This window comes from Mesorhizobium loti R88b, assembly GCF_013170845.1.
In the GTDB taxonomy this organism is placed as follows: Bacteria; Pseudomonadota; Alphaproteobacteria; order Rhizobiales; family Rhizobiaceae; genus Mesorhizobium; species Mesorhizobium loti_B.
In genome coordinates this window covers 200,888-220,774 of sequence record NZ_CP033367.1, presented here as the reverse complement: position 1 = coordinate 220,774, position 19,887 = coordinate 200,888, and the positions used below count along the sequence as shown (strand labels likewise).

Below are 19,887 nucleotides of genomic sequence, written 5' to 3'. Positions count from 1 at the left end.
GCCTACTCGCTCTCCCCCTCCAGCGCCGGCACCGACACCCCCGCGAGCTCCGCCGCCAGCAGCCGTGCCGCGCCGGCCCGTGCGATGCGCAGCATCAGCGCCTTGCGCGTTGCCGCCGCCATGCGGTGCTCCGGCGCATCGCGCAGAATCTCCGCGCCGTAGCCGTCGGAGAGGATGAAGCCGCATTCTTCCGGAAAGATCTCCGAGGGCACGCCCGGATGGGTGGCGAAGAAGAAGCGGTCGGAATGCAGCCGGTAGTCAGGCCATTTGCGGTCGACCCGGAAATCCTCGATCGAGGATTTGATCTCGATGATCCAGATGTCGCCTTGCCGCGTCAGCGCCACGAGGTCGGCGCGACGGCCGGTGGCAAGCGACAGTTCAGGCAGCACATGCATGCCCATCTGCATAAGCAGCCGCTGCACACCACGCCGCACCAGCATGGCGCGCTCGGACTGGCGGCCGTCGATGAGGGGATTGAGGAGAATCGGGGAGATAATCGGCATGGTCGGCACCATGCCAGATTTTGTTCACGGTTTGAACCCATTTCTTGAGGGCGATTATGACAGATCCGGTGACGTGTCGAGGGCGCGCTGATATGAAAAGCGGACGGACAGACCGGGGGCGAGAATGGGGTTTTTGAGGGGCATCAAAAGGGCTTTCACGTCGGTAAACCTGCGTCAGGTCTATGTAGCGGTTGGCAGGCCCTATTCATTCCAGTTCCTCATCAAGTTTGACCATGCCGATGATAAGAAATTCGTAGTCTTCAGATTGTGCCAGTATGGCATGACCGAGAGTCAGTGCCATTTGAGTGTTGAAGAGTTCAATGACTTTGTCGATGGCGTCCTGAAGACAAAGGCCGAGCTGGAAAAGCCTCTGCCAGCAAGCCTAGCTCGGCCATAAAGGGGACAGCTATTTCACGGTCCCGTGGTGTTCCGCCGGACGAACTCGACTTCCTGCACTCTCACTGTGGGTGCCCGTCAAAAAGCATCAGAACGAACCATAGGTAGAGGCCAAAGCCAATAGGAACGCTAAACACGACGGCTAAGATAAATACGAACAAGCGCTGATGTATCTCGAGCTTGCGAGAGAGAAAAACAACCAGCCCCAATATCGGCAATATGATTGCAACGACTTTAAGAACGATGACCGTCATTGGGATGGCTCACGGCTTCGGATATCTGTCCGCCTTATCAGCGGCCATGCTTCCGCATAGAGCGTGACGTGCAATTCGACGGTCATCGAGACCATTGGCTGATATCCTGGGGGTACGGCCGACAAGTCTCGGGGTTCTTCGGAGCGTTTCTTATATCGATGCAGAGGCGTCTTTCCCACTTGGTTGCGCGAATCCCGCCATATCATCCAAAATCGGGCAATCCGGCCTGTCATCACCATGGCAGGCGTGGATCAGTTTCTGCAGGGTCGTGCGCATCGATTGCAGTTCGCGCACCTTCTCCTCGATCGCCGTGACATGGGCGGCGGCGATGTCGCGCACGTCGGCGCTGGCGCGGCTGCGATCCTGGTAGAGTGCCATCAACTGGCGACAATCCTCGATGGAAAAGCCGAGGTTGCGCGCGCGGCGCAAGAAGGCCAGCCGGTGGATGTCGTCGCTGGAGTAATCGCGGTAGCCATTGGCGGCGCGCGCGGGCGCGATCAGACCGATCTCTTCGTAGTAACGGATGGTCTTGGCCGGCAGGCCGGACCGGTTGGCTGCATCACCCACGTTCATGGCTGTTCCTCGATTCCAGGTAACCGTTTGATGTCGCCCTCATTGAATTTCCTTCACAATCCGGTGAAGTCTGTTGCCGAAATGCCATAGTGATACGCTTACCAGCACGCAAGGACACGCATATAGGCATCGCCCGCTTGGCAAGCAAAGCAAATGCCAGCATGAATGACGGTGAGAAAGCGGCTGACTCGTGCCGCACAGGTTTTGGCGGGGCACGGATCACCTTATGCGGTTGAAGTCGTTTGCAATAATTGCCGCATTGGCGCTCTCCTCTGCACTCGCCGGTTGCAGCACCATCGGCGGGCAGATTTTCTCCAACGACTATGGCGCGGTGACCGATGCCGGTTACCAGCTGCCGCGTATCCCGATCGAAAAAGTGCCGAGGCAGTTCCACCGGCAGGAAGTCAACTATGACAGCCCGGAAAAGCCGGGCACCATCATCGTCGATACGCAAAACAAGTTCCTCTACTTCGTTGAGGGTGACGGTCGTGCGATCCGCTACGGCATCGGTGTGGGCCGCGAGGGCTTCGAGTGGCACGGCACCGCCCATATCGCGCTGAAGCGCGAATGGCCGACCTGGACGCCGCCCCGCGAGATGATCAAGCGCCAGCCGGAACTGGCGAAGTTCGCTGACGGCATGGAACCAGGCCTGAAGAACCCGCTCGGCGCGCGCGCCATGTATCTGTTCAACAAGGGCGGCGACATGGGCTACCGCCTGCATGGCAGCCCGGAATGGAACTCGATCGGCAAGGCGATGTCGTCGGGCTGCATCCGGCTGATGAACCAGGACATCATCGACCTCTATGACCGCGCCGAGGTGGGCGCCAAGGTCATCGTGATGTAAGGACCACGATCCCCTCGCGGGATCATGGTCAAACGAGAAGACAAGGTTTCGTACGCGGACCGTCTAGGCAACAACGGACGTCCCAAACAGAAAACCGGGCAATTCGGCCCGGTTTTTTGTTATTTGCGCGATGCGACGCCTGCTCGGCGGTCAGGACACCGCCGAGAACGAGGTGGGAACCAAAATTTGGTTGGTGATTGTCTCGGTGATCTGGCCATCACGCTCGGAATCTTCCCGCGCCTGCTTCCAGGCAGGGTCCTTCACGAACGCCGCCCAGCGCTCTTCGCGTTCGGCCAGCGATTCCCATGCCAGCAAATAGGTCAGTTCGTTGTTCGAAGCACCGATCAGCGTGGTAAAGAAACCCGCTTGGCGAATACCGTGCTTTTCCCATAATTTGAGCGTGATCTTGTCGAAGCGATCAAGAAGCGCTGGCAAGCGTCCCGGCAAAGCCCGGTAAACCCGAAGTTCGTAGATCATCTTGGAGTTCCTTCTGATCGATAACCCGGAGCCGAAGAAAATCGGACCAGATGGTCAGCAGGGTAGAATTATCAAAGGTGGGTCAGGAGACCTGTTCGACCTGCTGCACTTCGGGCACGAAATGCCGCAACAGGTTCTGGATGCCGTGCTTCAGCGTCGCCGTCGATGACGGGCAACCCGCGCAGGCGCCCTTCATGTGCAGGAACACGGTGCCATTCTCGAAGCCGCGGAAGGTAATGTCGCCGCCATCCTGGGCCACCGCAGGGCGTACTCGCGTGTCGAGCAACTCCTTGATGGTGACGACGAGTTCCTCGTCAGCCTTGTCGTAGAATTCACCGGTCTCGCTGGTCTCGGCGGCAGGGCCGGCCTTGGCCATGACGGGCGCGCCCGACATGAAATGCTCCATGATGGCGCCAAGAAGCGCCGGCTTCAGGTGCTGCCAGTCGGGACCGTCCTTGGTCACGGTGATGAAGTCGTAGCCGAAAAAGACGCCGGTAACGCCAGGGATTTCGAACAGCCGACCGGCGAGCGGCGAGGCCGTGGCCGCACTGTCGGCATCGCGGAAATCCGCGGTGCCTTCCAGCAGCACTTCCTTGCCGGGCAGGAATTTCAGCGTCGCCGGATTGGGCGTCGATTCGGTCTGGATGAACATGGCCGCCTCCGTGCCCGTTTCGGGCAGATAGTTTGGAATAGTTCTAAATAGGCTCTATCGGCTGGACATTCAAGCGAAACGCATCACTGGAATGGCTGGCTGGTGGAATGTTTTTGCTGGCTGGGGAACAGGATCCCTGGCGGGCTCAGGCGAGACTATCGATCTCTTCATCGGACAGATTCTGCGGCACCACTGTGACGGGAATAGGGAAAGCCGCACCCTTGCCGGCCACCGCGCCGACCAGTGGCCCCGGTCCCTCCTTGCCGGCGCCGGCCGCCAGCACCAAGATGGCGATGTCCTGGTCTTCCTCGATCAGCTTGTGGATTTCTTCCGTCGGCTTGCCTTCGCGCACCACCATCTCCGGCTCGATGCCGAGCTTCTCGCGCACTTTGTTGGCGTAGCTGTCCAGGGCCGCGCGTGCCGTGGCGGTCGCCTCCTCGCGCATGATCTTCTCGACGCCCAGCCAGTGCTGGAAATCGTCCGGCTCGATGACATAGAGCAGCACCAGCGTGCCGCTGGTGCTCAGCGCGCGTTTCGAGGCGTAGGCGACGGCGCGCTCGCACTCCGGCGTGTCGTCGATGATCGTCAGGAATTTCCTGCGATGGCCGGCTTCGCGACTGAGGCGTTTGGAGACCATGTCTATCTACTCGATGTGTTTTCGGCCGCAATCTGCCACCGCACAAGACCGGCGGCAAGCCGCCGGTCTTGTGCCAGTGTTGATGCAGTGCACCGAGGCCGGGCTCAGCCCTGCAGAAGGCCGATGATGTCGCGCACGGTCTTCATCGTGGTCTCAGCCAGCACGCCGGCGCGTTCGCCGCCGTCCTTGAGCACGGCGTCGACATAGGCGCGGTCGCCTTCGATGCGGCGCATCTCGGCGGCGATCGGCGCCAGTCGCTCCACCGCGAGGTCGGCCAGCGCCGGCTTGAACACCGAAAACTGCTGGCCGCCAAATTCCCTGAGCACGTCGGCCTTCGACATCTCGGCCAGCCCGGCGTAGATGCCGACCAGGTTTTCAGCTTCCGGCCGGCTTTCCAAGCCGTCGACTTCGCTCGGCAAGGCTTCCGGATCGGTCTTGGCCTTGCGGATCTTCTTCGAGATGGTGTCGGCATCGTCAGTCAGATTGATGCGCGACAGGTCCGACGGGTCCGACTTCGACATCTTCTTCGACCCGTCGCGCAGGCTCATGATGCGCGCCGCCGGGCCGCCAATGACGGGCTCGGTGATCGGGAAGAAACCATTCACCGTCTCCTCGCCGATCTGCATCTCGACGCCGACGCCAAGCCTGGCGATGCGGTCGGAAAAATCATTGTTGAATTTCTGCGCGATGTCGCGGGTCAGCTCCAGATGCTGCTTCTGGTCCTCACCCACCGGCACATGCGTGGCACGATAGAGCAGGATGTCGGCAGCCATCAGCGAGGGATAGGCGAGCAGCCCCAGCGAGGCATTCTCGCGGTCCTTGCCGGCCTTGTCCTTGAACTGCGTCATCTTGTTCATCCAGCCGATGCGCGCGACGCAATTGAAGATCCAGGCGAGCTCGGCATGCTGCATCACCCGCGACTGGTTGAAGACAATGTGCTTCTTCGGGTCGATGCCGGAGGCGAGGAAGGCGGCGGTGATCGAGCGTGTCTGGTCGGCAAGGTCGTCATGGACGAGTTGCGCGGTCAGCGAATGCAGGTCGACGACGCAATAGATGCAGTCGGACGTTTCCTGCAGGGCGACGAATTTCTTGATGGCGCCGAGATAGTTGCCGAGATGCAGATTGCCGGTCGGCTGGACACCGGAGAAGACGAGGGGCTTGAAGGCGGACATCGGGTTTTCCTCAGGGCTTGTGGAGGGCCGTTTCGCGCGCGGCGAAAGTCTTTTAGACGGCGCGCTTATGGACGAGAGTGCGGGGCGGATCAAGAGTGCTTCGACCCCAAACGAACCGTAGGATGTTGACTCCGTAGTGTAGATGACTACATTATTTCTGCTACATATCGGTGCAAAGACGAACATGACGATCAACATCAACAACAAGGAAGCGGATAGCCTGACGCGTGCCTTCGCCAGGATCGAGGGCGTTGGCATCACCGAGGCAATCGTGATCGCCATGCGCGAGGCTTTGGAACGTCGTCGCAACCGCGAGACACCCTTGGAGACGGCGGCAAGGCTCCGCACCGAGTTCGGGATTGAGTTGAGCGAGCAGGCACGCAATCCGCTTCCGCGGTCAGTCTACGACGAATTGTCAGGCGAAGACTGATGTTTGTCGACGCTGCCGCTATTGTTGCGATGTTGAGCCAAGAGGCCGAAGCCGAACGCTGTGCGCAAGCGATCGTCGAAGCATCTGCTCCGTTCACGTCAGCGATCGCTGTATGGGAAGCATCAATGGCGCTTTCGCGATCCGAAAAGCTGGCAGTACCGGTCGAAGTGAGCCTCAAGATAGTCAGCCGTTTTCTTGAAGAGCGGGCTATCGCCTTGCGGGAGCTTCCGCCAGCCTCTGACACAACGTCGTTGTCCATTGAGGCCGCTTCGCGATTTCGCAACAACGCCATCCGATTGAATTTGGCGGACTGCTTTCATTACGCTTGCGCGCGCTATTATGCTGTTCCGGTGCTTTCGACGGCCGACGAATTCCGGCTTACGGATCTGGAGATTGTTCCTTAGGCGCTGGCGGTCCCTTGCGCCCGACATTGCGCCGGATCATGCCGAAATCTGCGCCACCGGTGGCGAAGGCGGTTACAAAATAAAGCAGCGCTCCGCCGGCAACCAGCGCCAGCACCGTCGTCGCCTTGACGACCAGCGGCGAGCCTGGTCCGAGTCTCGCGGCGAAATAGTGCTCGGCGAAATACAGCGCCACCGCCATCACGACCGCCGACAGCACCAGCCGTGGAATGCGCTTCAGCAACGGCACGTCGCGGCCCCAATGGCCGCGCCGGATCAGCACGGCAAGCAGCATCACCGCGTTGACCCAGCCGGCCACGGCCGAGGCGACCGCAATGCCGGGCGCGCCCATTCTGGGAAACAGGGTCAATGCGGTGGCAACGTTCACCGCCACCGAAATGGCGGCGAAGGTCATTGGCGTGCGCGTGTCCTCGCGCGCGAAATAGCCCGGGGTGAAGGCCTTGATCAGCACGAAGGCCGGCAGGCCCAGACCGAAGATAGCCAGGATCGCCGCCACCGTCGGCGTCGAATGGTTAGCGGCGAACGCGCCACGCTCATAGACCAGCCGTACGATCGGCTCGGCCATGACCCAGAGTGCGGCCGCCGCCGGCAAGGTCATGAACAGCGTGAACTCGACCGAGCGGTTCTGCAGATTGGCGGCCTCGATCAAATTGCCCGACTTCAGGGCCCGCGACAGTTCGGGCAGCAGCACGATTGCCACCGCCACGCCGACGACGCCGAGCGGCAACTGGTAGACGCGGTCGGCATAGGCAAGCGAGGACACGGCACTGTCCTGCGCCGAGGCGATCGCCGTGCCGATCAGCTGGTTGATCTGGGTGATGCCGCCGGTGATCGCCGCCGGCAGCGCCAGGATCAGCAGCCGCTTGACGTTGGGCGTCAGCTTGGGGCGGCGAAAGCCGATCGCGATGCCGGCGTTGCGCACCGCCACCCAGACGATGGCGAGTTGCACGAGCCCCGCCGCCAACACGCCCCAGGACAGGCCGAAACCAACGGCACGCGCATCCATGCCGTGGTACCACGCATAGCCAAGCACGCTGATGAGGATGATGTTGAGGAAAGCGGGTGCGACGGCAGCCGCGAAATAGCGGCGCAGGGAATTCAGCATGCCGGCCATCATGGCCGCAAGCGACATGCAGATCAGATACGGGAACATGATCGTCGCCAGCGTGACGGTCGTCTCGAACTTGCCCGGCGTGTCGGCGAAACCCGGTGCCACCAGATAGCGCACGATCAGCGGCATCGCCAGTTCCATGGCGATGGTCAGCGCCAGCAGCGCCGAGAACAGCACGCCGAACACTTCCTCCGAAAAGCGTTTGGCGCCGTCGGTGCCGTGCGTCTCGATCTCCTTGGCAAACAGCGGCACGAAGGCGGCGTTGAAGGCGCCTTCGGCGAACAGCCGGCGAAAGGTGTTGGGAAACTGGAAGGCGGCGTTGAAGGCATCGGCCACCGGTCCGGTGCCGAGCGCTGCCGCCATCAGCATCTCGCGGCCAAAGCCAAGCGCGCGGCTCATCAGCGTGCCGGAAGCAACCGTTGCGAATTTCTTGACGAGGCTCATAAGTCTGGAAACTGCCTGCGGAATTGGGAAGGGGAAATTGTCGTCACTCGGCGGCCGCCCTGGCCTTGCCGCCGCGTTCGGGCGCGATGCCTTCCAGCGTCGCCATCAGCCGGTTGCGGATCGTGTTGATGCGGGCCGGGCTGTCGATCTTCTGGCCGGTGAGGTCGGTGACATAGAATGTGTCGATGACCTTTTCGCCGAAGGTGGTGATGTGCGCCGAGGCGATGTCGAGCGACAGGTCGGACAAGGTCCCGGTGATCTCCGACAGCAGGCCGGGCCGGTCGAGCCCCTCGACCTCGATGACCGAGAATCGGTTCGACAGCGTGTTGCGGATTTCGGCGCGCGGCGGGATCTTGAACACCTTGGATCCGCGCCTGGGCTTGGTGCGCTTCTCGATCATCTCCGGCAGCCAGCTCTTGCCCGACAGCACGTCCTCGATCAGCCGGCCGACACGCTCGGCGCGCCGGCGCTCATCCTCGTCGCGGTCGAATTCCCTCGAGATCAGGATCGTGTCCAGCGCACGGCCGTCCGAGGTGGTGAAGATCTGCGCGTCGACGATGTTGCCGCCGGCCCCGGCACAGGCACCTGCGATCACCGACAGCAGGCGGGGATGGTCCTGCGCCAGCACGGTGATTTCGGTAACCCCCTCGAATTGGTGGGTCTTGACCATGGTGGCGAGCCTGTTGCCGGCCGCGTCCGCCTCACGGATGAATTCGGCATGCCGCAGCTGATCCGGCAGGTCGACGGCCAGCAGATAGTTCTCGTAGTGCAGCCCGACATAGCGCTTGCGGTCCTTCTCGGGCCAGTCGGCAAGCGCTTCGGCCAGGCGTTCGCGTGACGCGGCCGTGCGCTGGGCACGCGAAACTTCCGAAAAGCCGCCGGTCAAAAGCAGTTCGGTCTCATAGTAGAGCGTGCGCAGCAGCTGGCCCTTCCAGCCGTTCCACACCCCCGGTCCGACGCCCCTTATGTCGCAGACAGTGAGGATCAAAAGCATCTTCAGCCGCTCGACCGACTGCACGATCGCGGCGAAATCCTCGATTGTCTTGCGGTCATTGAGGTCGCGCGTCTGCGCCGTCATCGACATGACGAGGTGGTTCTCGACCAGCCAGGCAACCGTTTCAGTGTCGGCGGCGGACATCCCCATATGCGGGCAGATGCGGCGTGCGATCCGGGCGCCGGCCTCGGAGTGATCCTCCAGCCTGCCCTTGGCGATGTCGTGCAGCAGCACGGCGACATAGAGCGCCTCGCGGCTCTTCCTCAGGCCCGGCATCAGCGAATGCGACAGCGGATGCACCTTTTCGCCGTCGCCGCGCTCGATCTCGGCCAGCACGCCGATGCAGCGGATCAGGTGCTCGTCGACCGTATAGTGATGGTACATCGAGAACTGCATCATGGCGACGATCTTGCCGAAATCGGGGATCAGCCTGCCCAGCAGTCCGGCCTCGTTCATGCGCCGCAGATTGAGTTCGGCATTGCGGTCGGAGGTCAATATGTCGAGGAACAGCCGGTTGGCCTCCTCATCGCGACGCAGCGACTTGTTGACCAGGCCAAGCGAGCGGGTGAGCAGCTTCAGCGCATCGGGATGGAACTCCAGCCCGTGCTTGTCGGCGAACCAGAACAGTCGGAGCAGATTGACCGGATCGCGCTCGAACACCTGGTCGTCGGCGATGTTGATACGGTGGTTGTCGACAATGAAATCGGACGTGCCGGCGAGCTTGCGCTTGCGGCGCTGGAAGGTGAGGAAGATGCGGTTGAAGCCCGGCACGTGCTTGGCCTGCTCCTCCTCGAGCGCGGCACAGAAGATGCGGGTAAGGTCGCCGACATCCTTGGCGACCAGGAAGTAGTGCTTCATGAAGCGCTCGACCGCCGACAAGCCGGGATGGGTCGTGTAGCCAAGCCGTTCGGCAATCTCGCGCTGGATGTCGAAATGCAGCCGTTCCTCGGGCTTGCCGGTGAGGAAATGCATGTGGCAGCGCACCGCCCACAGGAAATCCTCGGCCTTCTGGAACTCGCGGTACTCGGCCTCGGTGAAGACGCCCTTGTCGACCAGTTCCTCGCCGGTACGCACCCGGTAGAAATACTTGCCGATCCAGAACAGCGTCTGCAGGTCGCGCAGGCCGCCCTTGCCGTCCTTGACATTGGGTTCGACCAGATAGCGGCTCTCGCCGGCCTTGGCATGGCGTTCGTCGCGTTCGGCGAGCTTGGCCTGGACATATTCCGGACCGGTGGTGCGCACCACCTCATGGTCGAAGCGCAGCATCAGCTCGTCGTAAAGCTTGCGTTCGCCCCACAGGAATCGCGCTTCCAGGATCGAGGTGCGGATGGTGATGTCGGTGCGCGACAGCCTCAGGCACTCATCGATGTTGCGGGTGGCGTGGCCGACCTTTAAGCCCAGATCCCACAGCATGTAGAGCATGTATTCGACGGTCTGTTCGCCCCACGGCGTCTGCTTGTAGGGCAAAAGGAACAGAAGATCGATGTCGGATCCCGGCGCCAGCGTGCCGCGGCCGTAGCCGCCGACCGCCACGACGGCCATGCGCTCCGCAGACGACCGGTTCTTCACCCGGTAGACGTGGTTTGCCGCGAAATCGTAAAGCGCCCGGATCAGCTCATCCATGAGATGCGACAGCCGCTCGGCGCAGGCATTGCCGCCGCCGTCCTCCATCAGCATTGCCTCGGCGATCTTTCGGCCTTCGGCGAGCCGGGTCTTGAGAAGCTGCAGAGCGCCGGCACGGGCGGCCTTCCCGGAACCATCGCCGTCGGTGGCCGTCGTCAGCGCGGTCATCTCGCGTCGCAAGGCTTCGCCGTCGATCAGTTCATCGAGCTTCAGGGAGATTTTCGCCATAGGTACCGGTTGGCCTTGCCTTTTGGGCGGCGTCTATAGCGTGTTTTCGCGGCGCTGGGTATGGGGCCGGTCGACAGCGCCGCATGTGGGCTGGTCTTGCGCCCCCGGCGCGTCGAAAGGGACGATCGTAAATCGCCGCAGCCTGCTGTAGTCGGCTACCCAATCGATGATCCGCCTTGTCTCTTTCCATACCTTCTCGGCGATCGGCCTTCGGCGTTTCGTGTTGAGCCCGCTTACGTCCCAGGAGGCCTCCCTTTCCTCGTAAAGCAGGCTTGGAAATCTGTCGCCGACGAACTGATCCTGCACGCAGATCGCGGGAATGAGCTGGTAGATTGTCTTGCCGGTCGCCGTCGGGAACGCCGGATTGAAGACCGCATCATCGGCGGCTGCGTTGGCCCGTGCTGTGGCTTCGAACAGATCGCGTGCCATCTGCCTCGACAGGATGTAGCCGCCGGTTCCAACGTGATTCCAGATGAGCCTGGAGAGGAAAAAGCCGTTGCCGACGGCAGTCCTTTTTCGCTGGATCATGGTTTTTCTGAAGAATGTTTCGAGCTTGACGACATCGGCATCCGCTGGAATCCAGCTGATGTCGGCAAGCAGCGTACCGGCTTTCGCCGAAAACACGATGTCGTCCTCGAACACTGCGCCATAGGGGGCGCTATCCTGAGCGATGATCGACCAGCAGGCGCGGTGGCTGTGCATGCAGGCCACCTCGGTGGCGGTCAAATGCCGGACTCCGTACAGCACGTGCTGTGGTTGCAGCATCAGGTCAGGACGGTCACGGGCATCCGTTGCAACGATTCGCTCGAAGGCGATGCCGATGCGGGCAAACTCCGCCGCGATATGGGCGAGACGGTCGGTAGACCGATCGAGATTGATGACCAGACATTTCATTGTTTAAAGGAAACGGCATCATTTTTGGAATATCGGCACCTACTAGCACATGCTGTGCCCCGGTGTATGGGCTTTTCTGAACGACTGGCCCGATCTACTGCCGAAAACGCGAAAAATCCAAACAGCCCTTGACCTTCCAGTTACTGGAAGCACTACCTCCGCATTAGACAGAGGCATAAAGGCATTTTTGGAATGACGCATTCAGATCATGACCACCACGGTGACCACCACAGCGCCCATGGCGGCTGCTGTACGCCGAAAGGTGTGGTCGTGGATGCGGTTCTGCGCGATCCGGTCTGTGGCATGACCGTGGATCCGGCCGCCGGCAAGCCGACATCGGAACATGGCGGCCGGCTCTATCATTTCTGCAGTGAAGGCTGCCGCACGAAATTTGTCGCGGAGCCGGAAAAATTCCTGACGGCCACCGACCCCGTCTGCGGCATGAGCGTCGACCGCGCTACAGCCAGGCACTTTCTCCGCCATGAAGGGCAAGGCTTCTATTTCTGTTCCGCCGGCTGCAAGGCGAAATTCGAAGCAGCGCCGCAAACCTATCTCGCCGGCAGGCCGGCGCCGGTGCCGGCACCCAAGGGCACGCAATACACTTGCCCGATGCATCCAGAGATCATCCGCGACAAGCCCGGTTCCTGCCCGATCTGTGGCATGGCTCTTGAGCCGATGGGCGTGCCAAAAGGCGATGAAGGGCCAAATCCCGAACTGGTCGACTTCACCAGGCGGTTCTGGGTCAGCGGGGCCCTGTCGGTCCCGCTTCTGATCATCGCCATGGCGCCGATGGTCGGCCTGAGCTTCGAAAATCTGGTCAGCGACCGGACAAAGACCTGGGTTGAGTTGGCTTTGGCGAGCCCGGTGGTGCTGTGGGCTGCGTTCCCGTTCTTCCATCGCGGCGGGGAATCGATCCTCAACCGCAGCCCCAATATGTGGACGCTGATCTCGCTCGGCGTCGGTGCCGCGTATCTATACAGCATTATCGCCACGTTCTTCCCCGACATCTTTCCGCACCAGTTCCGCAGCCATGGCGGTGCGGTGCCGGTCTATTTCGAGGCCGCCGCTGTCATTGTCGCTCTGGTCTTCCTCGGCCAGGTGCTGGAATTGCGCGCCCGCGAAAAGACCGGATCGGCGATCCGCGCCTTGCTCGATCTGGCGCCAAAGACCGCGCGGCGTATCGCCGAAGGCGGTTCCGAGGCTGATGTGCCGCTGGACAGCGTCAAGGCCGGGGATCGCCTGCGCATTCGGCCCGGCGATGCCGTGCCGGTCGACGGCACCGTGCTGGAAGGTCGTTCCTCGATCGACGAGTCGATGATATCAGGCGAGCCGCTGCCGGTCGAAAAGGCAGAAGGCGACGCCCTGACCGGCGGCACGCTCAATAAGAACGGCTCGCTGATCATGCGCGCCGAGCGGATCGGCGCCGAGACCACGCTTGCGCGCATCGTCGAACTCGTCGCCAAGGCACAGCGCTCGCGCGCTCCCATTCAAGGATTGGCCGATCGCGTTTCCTTCTATTTTGTCCCGGCCGTCGTTCTTATCGCCATCGCCGCGTTCATTGCCTGGGCGGTTTTCGGCCCAGAGCCCAGCCTGATCTTTGCCATCGTCTCGGCGGTCTCGGTGCTGATCATCGCCTGTCCCTGCGCGCTCGGCCTCGCCACGCCGATGTCGATCATGACTGCCACCGGGCGCGGAGCGCATGTCGGCGTGTTGATCAAGGAAGCCGCCGCGCTCGAACGCTTTGCCTCCGTCGACACGCTGATCATCGACAAGACGGGAACGCTGACCGAGGGACGGCCGAAACTGACCGATGTTCTGGCAGCAGACCGCTTTTCCGAAGACGAATTGCTGGCGCTTGCAGCCGGCCTGGAGAAGGGGTCGGAGCATCCGCTGGCCGAGGCCATCGTCGACGGCGCCGCCGCGCGCGGTGTAACTGTCGCCGATGCCGGAGATTTCGAGGCAATCACCGGAAAGGGGGTGTCCGGCACGGTCTCCGGAAAAACTGTCGCGCTCGGCAATGCCGCCATGATGGCCGATCTTGGCATCGACATCGCAGCCATCTCGGCCAAGGTCGAGGCGCTGCAGGTTGAAGGCAAGACGGCGATGTTCGTCGCTGTCGGCGGCAGACTGGCCGGCATCGTTGCCGTCGCCGATCCGGTCAAGGCGACCACCGCCGAGGCGATCCGGGCGCTGCATGACAGCGGCTTGCGGATCATCATGGCGACCGGTGACAATGAGCGCACCGCCAGGGCGATCGCCAAAAGCCTCGGTATCGATGAGGTTCGCGCCGGGCTACTGCCGGAACAGAAGGCGGCGCTCGTCGAAGAGCTGCGCGGCAGGGGTGCCGGTGTCGCCATGGCCGGCGACGGCGTCAACGACGCACCCGCCTTGGCCAGCGCCGATGTCGGCATTGCCATGGGCACCGGTGCCGATGTCGCCGTCGAAAGCGCCGGCATCACGCTGGTCAAGGGCGACCTCAACGGTATCGTGCGGGCTCGAACGCTGGCCCAGGCAACGATCCGCAACATCCGCCAGAACCTGTTCTTCGCCTTCCTCTACAATGTGCTTGGTGTGCCGGTCGCCGCCGGCGTGCTCTATCCGCTCACCGGCACGCTTTTGTCGCCGATGCTGGCGGCAGCGGCGATGAGCCTGTCCTCTGCGTCGGTCATATCAAACGCATTGCGGCTGAGAACGTTGAAACTGTGATCCAAACCCCCAAATACGAAACCCCAAAATACCACACCGAAGCAACAGGAGACCATGAATGACCTTGGCTAAAAAACTCGTGCTTTTGCTGATGGCGGCCGGAATGCTGCTCGCCGTCTTCCTCGAAAGCGTTCCAGCGCAGAGCGAAGAGATGAAACATGACATGGCCGGCATGGCGATGGGGGCACAAAGCCCTGCCACCGTTGGCTACAAGAAGGCGATGGACAAGATGCACAAGGGCATGATGGTCAAATACACCGGCAATGCCGATGTAGACTTCGTCCGCGGCATGATCCCGCACCATCAGGGCGCCATCGACATGGCCAAGGTCGAACTCGCCAACGGCAAGGACCCGGAAATCCGCAAGCTCGCCGAAGGCGTCATCGCCGCGCAGGAAGCCGAGATCAAGCAGATGCAGGCTTGGCTCGCCGCCCACCCGGTGAAGTGAGCCTTTTCGCGACGAAGAATCGGGCAAGGATATCTCTGGATTTCCCGCCCGCCCTGTGATGCGATCCGGCCTCAAACGGAGCCTGCCATGCCATCGGCCATCAGAACCACCACGCTACCCCAAGGCGAAGCCATTGCCGTGCTCGGCCAGGGCACATGGAAGATGGGCGAGGATTCGCGCCGCCGTGCCGGTGAAGTGAACGCTCTAAAGCTCGGTCTCGATCTTGGCATCACGCTGATCGACACCGCCGAAATGTATGCCAGCGGCGGCGCCGAGGAGGTGGTGGCCGAAGCCATCGCCGGGCGCCGCGACGAGACTTTTCTGGTCTCGAAAGTGCTACCGTCAAACGCTTCCCGCGCCGGTGTGCAGCGCGCCTGCGAAAACAGCCTGAAGCGGCTGCGCACCGACCGCATCGACCTCTATCTCTTGCACTGGCCTGGCAGCGTGCCGTTGGCGGAGACGGTCGAGGCCTTCGAGGCCTTGAAGAAGGCCGGCAAGATCCGCCATTGGGGTGTCAGCAATTTCGACACCGAGGAAATGGAAGAGCTGGTCGGCGTGGCCAATGGCGGCACCGTCCAGACCAACCAGGTGCTCTACAACCTCGTCCGGCGCGGCCTCGAGTTCGATCTCGCACCCTGGAGCCGGCAGCGCGGCATTCCGCTGATGGCCTATTCGCCGGTCGAGCAAGGCGCGCTGGCGCACAACGGCCGCCTAGACGCCGTCGCCGCCCGCCACCATGCGACCGCAGCTCAGATCGCTCTCGCCTGGGTGATGCAGCAGGACGGCGTCATCGCCATCCCCAAGGCCAGCAGCCAGGAGCATGTGCGTCAGAATTTTGCCGCGCTCGACATCAAGCTTACAGGCGAGGATCTCGCCGATCTCGACCGCGCGTTCCCGCCACCGACGCGCAAGCGCGGGCTGGAGATGATCTGATTACTTCCCGGCCAGCCCCTTCAGCCGGTACAATGCCTCCAGTGCTTCCCTTGGCGTCATCTCGTCGGGGTTGATGTCGCCGAGCGCAGCACCCAGCGCGTCGTTCTTCACCGGCTTCGCTGCCTCGCGCTTTACCGCCACGGAAAACAGCGGCAGGTCGTCTACCAGACGGTTGGTCTTGCCCGAAACTTCGCCTTCCTCCAACTGGTGCAGTACCTGCTTTGCGCGGTCGACCACGGCTTCCGGCAGCCCGGCCAGTCGCGCCACCTGCACGCCGTAGGAGCGGTCGGCCGCGCCCTTGCCGACCTCATGCAGAAAGACGACGTCGTTTTCCCATTCCTTGACCCGCATGGTGACGTTGTGCAGCCGCGCCAGTTTGCCGGCGAGCGAGGTCATTTCGTGGAAATGGGTGGCGAAGATCGCCCGGCAGCGGTTCTTCTCGTGCAGATATTCGACCGCCGCCCAGGCGATCGACAGACCGTCGAAGGTGGCGGTGCCGCGGCCGATCTCGTCGAGAATGACGAGCGCGCGTTCGCCGGCCTGGTTGAGGATCGCCGCCGTCTCGACCATCTCGACCATGAAGGTCGAGCGGCCGCGCGCCAGATCGTCGGAGGCGCCGACGCGCGAGAACAGCCGGTCGACGACGCCGATATGAGCCGATGCCGCCGGCACGAAGGAGCCGGTCTGGGCCAGGATGGCGATCAGGGCATTCTGGCGCAGGAAGGTCGACTTACCACCCATATTGGGGCCGGTCAGCAGCCAGATGGCGCCGTTCTTGGCGCTGCCCTCCGGGGAGAGGTCGCAATCATTGGCGACGAACGGGCCTTCGCCGGAACGGCGCAGTGCCTGCTCGACCACCGGATGCCGGCCGCCCGAAATCTCGAAGGCGAGGCTGGAATCCACCACCGGCCGACACCAGGCCTCGCTTTCCGACAGAAGCGCGAGTGCCGCCGACACGTCGATCACCGCCAGCGCATCGGCGCCGGCGCGGATTTTTTCCGCCTCGCCGACTGCCTCCACAGTCAGCGCATCGAAGGCGTTCAGTTCGATGCTCAGTGCCCGGTCGGCGGCATTGGCGATCTTGGTTTCGAGTTCGGCAAGCTCGGTCGTGGTGAAGCGCATGGCGTTCGCCATGGTCTGACGATGGATGAAGCGCGCCTTGGCGCCATCGCTGCCGGTCATGATCGCATGGTGGTTGGCGGTCACCTCTATGTAATAGCCGAGCACATTGTTGTGCCGGATTTTTAGCGAACGGATGCCGGTCTCCTCGATCAGCGAGCGCTCCAGCCCGGCGATCACCTTTCGCGATTCGTCGCGCAGTGCCCGCATCTCATCGAGTTCCGGGTGGTAGCCGCCACGCACGAAGCCGCCGTCGCGCTTGAGCAGCGGCAGTTCCTCGCCCAGCGCCTGCGTCAGATGCCGGGCAAGCGCCTGGGGCAGTGCTTGAATAGCGTCTAGCGATGCCGTCAATTCCTGGGGCAGGGCGGTCGCGGCAAAGATTTCGGCGATCGCGCCGGCGGCCTCGAAACCGGCTCGCAGCGCACCGAGATCGCGCGGGCCGCCACGGTTGAGCGCCAGCCTGGATAGCGCACGTGGCATGTCGGCGACGCTTTTCAGGCTCGTCCGCACCGCCTGGCACAGCCGCGTCTCGGAGCGGAAGAACGAAACCGAATCCAGCCGGGCGCCGATCGCCGCCGGGTCGGTCAGCGGCGCCATCAGCCGGTCGGCCAGCAGCCTTGCGCCGCCGCCGGTCACCGTGCGGTCGATTGCCTTGAAAAGCGAACCCTCGCGGCTGCCGGACAATGTGCGCAAGAGCTCGAGATTGCCGCGCGTTGCCGGATCGATGAACAGGGTCGAGCCCTGCTCCTCGCGCTCCGGCCGCGACAAAGGCGGCCGCTCTGCCTTCTGCGTCTTCTCGACATAGGCGATGGCGCCCGAGATCGCTGACAGTTCGGCGCGCGAAAACGCCCCGAAACTGTCGGGCGTCGCCACGTCGAAGAAGCGCGCGATGCGCCCGGTGGCCGAGGCCGAATCGAACAGGCTCGGCGGCTGTGGGCTGGCAACGCGGCCAAGCACGTCGAACACCGGCTTCAGCTCGGGATCATGAAACACCGGCTCGGCGACGATCAGTTCGCGTGGGTCAACGCGGAAGATGTCGGCCAGCAGCCGGTCGGCGGTGGTCTCGGCAACACGGAACGCGCCGGTCGAGATATCGATCCAGGCAATTGCAAAGCTGTGGTCGCTGCCGCCTTTCACCCGCCCCAGCGCCATCAGAAAACTCGATTCCGACGGCGCCAGCAATTTGTCCTCGGTGATGGTGCCCGGCGTCACCAGCCGCACCACGTCGCGGCGCACCACGGATTTGCCGCCGCGCTTCTTCGCCTCGGCCGGATCCTCGATCTGCTCGCAGACGGCGACGCGGAACCCCTGGCCGATCAGCTTCTGCAGATAGTCGTCGGCCGCATGCACCGGCACGCCGCACATCGGGATATCGTGGCCCTGGTACTTGCCGCGTTTGGTGAGAACGATGCCCAGCGCCCGGCTTGCCTTCTCGGCATCGTCGAAGAACAGCTCGTAGAAATCACCCATGCGGTAGAACAGCAGCGAATCCGGGTTCGCCGCCTTGATCTCGATGAACTGCTCGATCATTGGCGTGGCGCCGGCAGTGGCGGCCGGCAACGGCCTCATGGCCTCAGGGGCGTCCGGCTCGTTCGGAATGTGCATGTTCATGCCGACACGCTAGCAGATGTGATGGCAGGGTTTAATGCCGGCGTCTCGAAAAGCAGGGGACGACTGCGTTGCCGCCACCATCGTTTGATGGGCTCACCAGCATTGCAACGAGGTGAAGTCGCACTTAATCATCGCTGCGGACAAGGCATTGGCAGATGGACAGGTTTGGCCAGGAAGCATTCGAGGAGATGATCGGTGCGGTCCGTTCGCCCTTCGAGCGGCTGGACATCGTACGGCGCGCGGCCAAGCTTTTTGGCAAGGCCCGGCTTTCGGCCGCCAAGCGCATACCTTTCCTTCTTCCGATCCATGGTCCGTTGCGGGATGTCGACGGGGGCATGGTCGTTTCGGTTTATGCGGTCAGCCACGATCCGCTGATACTCTATACGCCGATCGGTGGCGCCCGCCCGCTCTCCACCGTCGCCGCCATCGGTCGGCGCCTGGCCAAGCGGCGCGCGACCTTGCTGCTGTCGCCGAACTGGACATTGGAGCGGCCGCATGTGGTCGGAAGGATGGGCGCGGATCTAGCCTGGTACCGCAAGCGGTTCCCGCTTCACGAGCTGATTTTCCTCTGCAACACCGAAGAGGAACGCCACCTTGTTGCCGCGGCCGGCGGCACCGCGATCGTTTCCAACCACAATCTCATGGTCTCGGAAGAGATGTTCCGCCCGTTGCCGGACGTGCCGGTCGTATTCGACGCCGTCTATAATGGCCGCATTTCGCACACCAAGCGCCATTATCTCGCGCTCGACATTGAAAGGCTGGTTCATATCACCTTTTCGATCGGCGAGGTGTCACCAGCCGGCGCCCGTGCCTTTATCCGCCGCCTGCAGGCGCAATCACCGCTGCACCACATCGCCAATCCGATCGTCGACGGCATGACCGCCAAGCTGACAACACCCGAAGTCAACCGTGTCTACAACCAGGCCGCCGTCGGACTTTGCCTGTCGGCCGAGGAGGGGGCGATGTATGCCTCCATGGAATATCTGCTCGCCGGTCTGCCGATCGTTAGCACGCCAAGCCTCGGCGGCCGGGACGTCTTTTTCGACCCGGACTATTGCATGATCGTCGAGCCGGAACCGGCAGCCATCAGGCGCGCGGTCGAGCGGCTCCGCGACCGCGCCATCCCGCGTGAGGAAATCCGCGAGCGCACGCTTGAAAAAGTGCGGGCCGGGCGGCTGGACCTGACGGCCTATCTGTCGGCACTGAAGCAGCGCCTGGGCAGCAGCGACCCGCCCTTCTCGCAATGGCCATTTCAGGGTGCTGGAACCTTGATGCGCTGGGCCACGCTGCGCGAGCATGCACGTGAGATCGCGGCATTCAAGTCAGCGCAGCATGGTTCCTGACCGAACGTGTCCGCTTTGAAGCAGCTTTGCCCAGCTTGGCGGTTTACACGGGGCGGCGCGTGGTCTTAATTCG

At 62.6% G+C, this 19,887-nt stretch carries 19 protein-coding genes; 8 read left to right on the top strand and 11 right to left on the bottom strand.

Annotated elements, in window-relative coordinates; genetic code table 11:
• Nucleotides 1-2: 2 nt before the first annotated feature.
• The 3 genes from EB235_RS01025 to cueR all read right to left on the bottom strand — a co-directional run bounded on the left by EB235_RS01025 (nucleotide 3) and on the right by cueR (nucleotide 1,726).
• Nucleotides 3-503, bottom strand: a complete 501-nt coding sequence (locus tag EB235_RS01025) for an MmcB family DNA repair protein (protein WP_051429879.1) — start codon at nucleotides 501-503, stop codon at nucleotides 3-5.
• Nucleotides 504-961: 458 nt separating this feature from the next.
• Nucleotides 962-1,153 (bottom strand): hypothetical protein, encoded by a 192-nt coding sequence (locus EB235_RS01020; RefSeq protein WP_027032807.1) that lies wholly within the window; start codon nucleotides 1,151-1,153, stop codon nucleotides 962-964.
• Nucleotides 1,154-1,303: 150 nt separating this feature from the next.
• Nucleotides 1,304-1,726, bottom strand: coding sequence for a Cu(I)-responsive transcriptional regulator (gene cueR, locus EB235_RS01015; RefSeq protein WP_027032808.1), 423 nt, complete (start codon nucleotides 1,724-1,726; stop codon nucleotides 1,304-1,306).
• Nucleotides 1,727-1,952: 226 nt separating this feature from the next.
• On the opposite strand from cueR, the gene EB235_RS01010 reads away from it, so the two are divergent.
• A complete protein-coding gene (locus EB235_RS01010; RefSeq protein WP_027032809.1) occupies nucleotides 1,953-2,570 on the top strand; it encodes a L,D-transpeptidase in 618 nt (205 codons plus the stop codon).
• A 150-nt stretch (nucleotides 2,571-2,720) separates the two neighbouring features.
• Here the strand turns inward: EB235_RS01010 and EB235_RS01005 are convergent, their stop codons facing one another.
• The 4 genes from EB235_RS01005 to trpS all read right to left on the bottom strand — a co-directional run bounded on the left by EB235_RS01005 (nucleotide 2,721) and on the right by trpS (nucleotide 5,508).
• Nucleotides 2,721-3,047 (bottom strand): NIPSNAP family protein, encoded by a 327-nt coding sequence (locus EB235_RS01005; protein ID WP_027032810.1) that lies wholly within the window; start codon nucleotides 3,045-3,047, stop codon nucleotides 2,721-2,723.
• A gap of 82 nt (nucleotides 3,048-3,129) precedes the next feature.
• Complete coding sequence (locus EB235_RS01000; RefSeq protein WP_027032811.1) at nucleotides 3,130-3,699, bottom strand: NifU family protein; 570 nt, start codon at nucleotides 3,697-3,699, stop codon at nucleotides 3,130-3,132.
• A 145-nt stretch (nucleotides 3,700-3,844) separates the two neighbouring features.
• A complete protein-coding gene (locus EB235_RS00995) occupies nucleotides 3,845-4,336 on the bottom strand; it encodes a universal stress protein (protein WP_027032812.1) in 492 nt (163 codons plus the stop codon).
• 104 nt (nucleotides 4,337-4,440) lie between these two features.
• Complete coding sequence (trpS, locus tag EB235_RS00990; protein WP_027032813.1) at nucleotides 4,441-5,508, bottom strand: tryptophan--tRNA ligase; 1,068 nt, start codon at nucleotides 5,506-5,508, stop codon at nucleotides 4,441-4,443.
• A gap of 184 nt (nucleotides 5,509-5,692) precedes the next feature.
• Here trpS and EB235_RS00985 point away from each other — a divergent pair, with 184 nt between their 5' ends.
• Nucleotides 5,693-5,938 (top strand): PSK operon transcription factor, encoded by a 246-nt coding sequence (locus tag EB235_RS00985; protein ID WP_027032814.1) that lies wholly within the window; start codon nucleotides 5,693-5,695, stop codon nucleotides 5,936-5,938.
• Nucleotides 5,938-6,342, top strand: coding sequence for a type II toxin-antitoxin system VapC family toxin (locus tag EB235_RS00980; protein ID WP_027032815.1), 405 nt, complete (start codon nucleotides 5,938-5,940; stop codon nucleotides 6,340-6,342). Before EB235_RS00985 ends, EB235_RS00980 begins: the two co-directional genes overlap by 1 nt.
• Here the strand turns inward: EB235_RS00980 and murJ are convergent.
• The 3 genes from murJ to EB235_RS00965 are packed head-to-tail and all read right to left on the bottom strand — an operon-like array spanning nucleotide 6,317 to nucleotide 11,603.
• The gene (gene murJ, locus EB235_RS00975; protein WP_027032816.1) at nucleotides 6,317-7,915 is read right to left on the bottom strand and encodes a murein biosynthesis integral membrane protein MurJ; all 1,599 of its coding nucleotides are present in this window, start codon (nucleotides 7,913-7,915) and stop codon (nucleotides 6,317-6,319) included. The genes EB235_RS00980 and murJ overlap by 26 nt on opposite strands.
• Nucleotides 7,916-7,958: 43 nt before the next feature.
• Nucleotides 7,959-10,760 carry a [protein-PII] uridylyltransferase gene (locus EB235_RS00970; RefSeq protein ID WP_027032817.1) on the bottom strand — a complete coding sequence of 934 codons (2,802 nt, stop codon included), beginning with the start codon at nucleotides 10,758-10,760 and terminating at the stop codon, nucleotides 7,959-7,961.
• Nucleotides 10,761-10,793: 33 nt separating this feature from the next.
• Nucleotides 10,794-11,603, bottom strand: a complete 810-nt coding sequence (locus EB235_RS00965) for a glycosyltransferase family 25 protein (RefSeq protein WP_245268973.1) — start codon at nucleotides 11,601-11,603, stop codon at nucleotides 10,794-10,796.
• Between EB235_RS00965 and EB235_RS34645 the strand changes: the two genes are divergently transcribed.
• From EB235_RS34645 to EB235_RS00950, 4 genes are all read left to right on the top strand, one after another.
• Nucleotides 11,487-11,786 (top strand): hypothetical protein, encoded by a 300-nt coding sequence (locus EB235_RS34645; RefSeq protein ID WP_245268991.1) that lies wholly within the window; start codon nucleotides 11,487-11,489, stop codon nucleotides 11,784-11,786. The genes EB235_RS00965 and EB235_RS34645 overlap by 117 nt on opposite strands.
• Before the next feature lie 60 nt (nucleotides 11,787-11,846).
• Nucleotides 11,847-14,360 carry a heavy metal translocating P-type ATPase gene (locus EB235_RS00960; RefSeq protein WP_027032819.1) on the top strand — a complete coding sequence of 838 codons (2,514 nt, stop codon included), beginning with the start codon at nucleotides 11,847-11,849 and terminating at the stop codon, nucleotides 14,358-14,360.
• A gap of 58 nt (nucleotides 14,361-14,418) precedes the next feature.
• Nucleotides 14,419-14,808 carry a CopM family metallochaperone gene (copM, locus tag EB235_RS00955; RefSeq protein WP_027032820.1) on the top strand — a complete coding sequence of 130 codons (390 nt, stop codon included), beginning with the start codon at nucleotides 14,419-14,421 and terminating at the stop codon, nucleotides 14,806-14,808.
• 87 nt (nucleotides 14,809-14,895) lie between these two features.
• Complete coding sequence (locus tag EB235_RS00950) at nucleotides 14,896-15,741, top strand: aldo/keto reductase (protein WP_027032821.1); 846 nt, start codon at nucleotides 14,896-14,898, stop codon at nucleotides 15,739-15,741.
• Here EB235_RS00950 and mutS read toward each other — a convergent pair whose 3' ends face one another.
• The gene (mutS, locus tag EB235_RS00945; protein ID WP_027032822.1) at nucleotides 15,742-18,471 is read right to left on the bottom strand and encodes a DNA mismatch repair protein MutS; all 2,730 of its coding nucleotides are present in this window, start codon (nucleotides 18,469-18,471) and stop codon (nucleotides 15,742-15,744) included.
• Nucleotides 18,472-18,626: 155 nt separating this feature from the next.
• On the opposite strand from mutS, the gene EB235_RS00940 reads away from it, so the two are divergent.
• Nucleotides 18,627-19,814, top strand: a complete 1,188-nt coding sequence (locus EB235_RS00940) for a glycosyltransferase (protein ID WP_027032823.1) — start codon at nucleotides 18,627-18,629, stop codon at nucleotides 19,812-19,814.
• The last annotated feature ends 73 nt before the right edge of the window (nucleotides 19,815-19,887 follow it).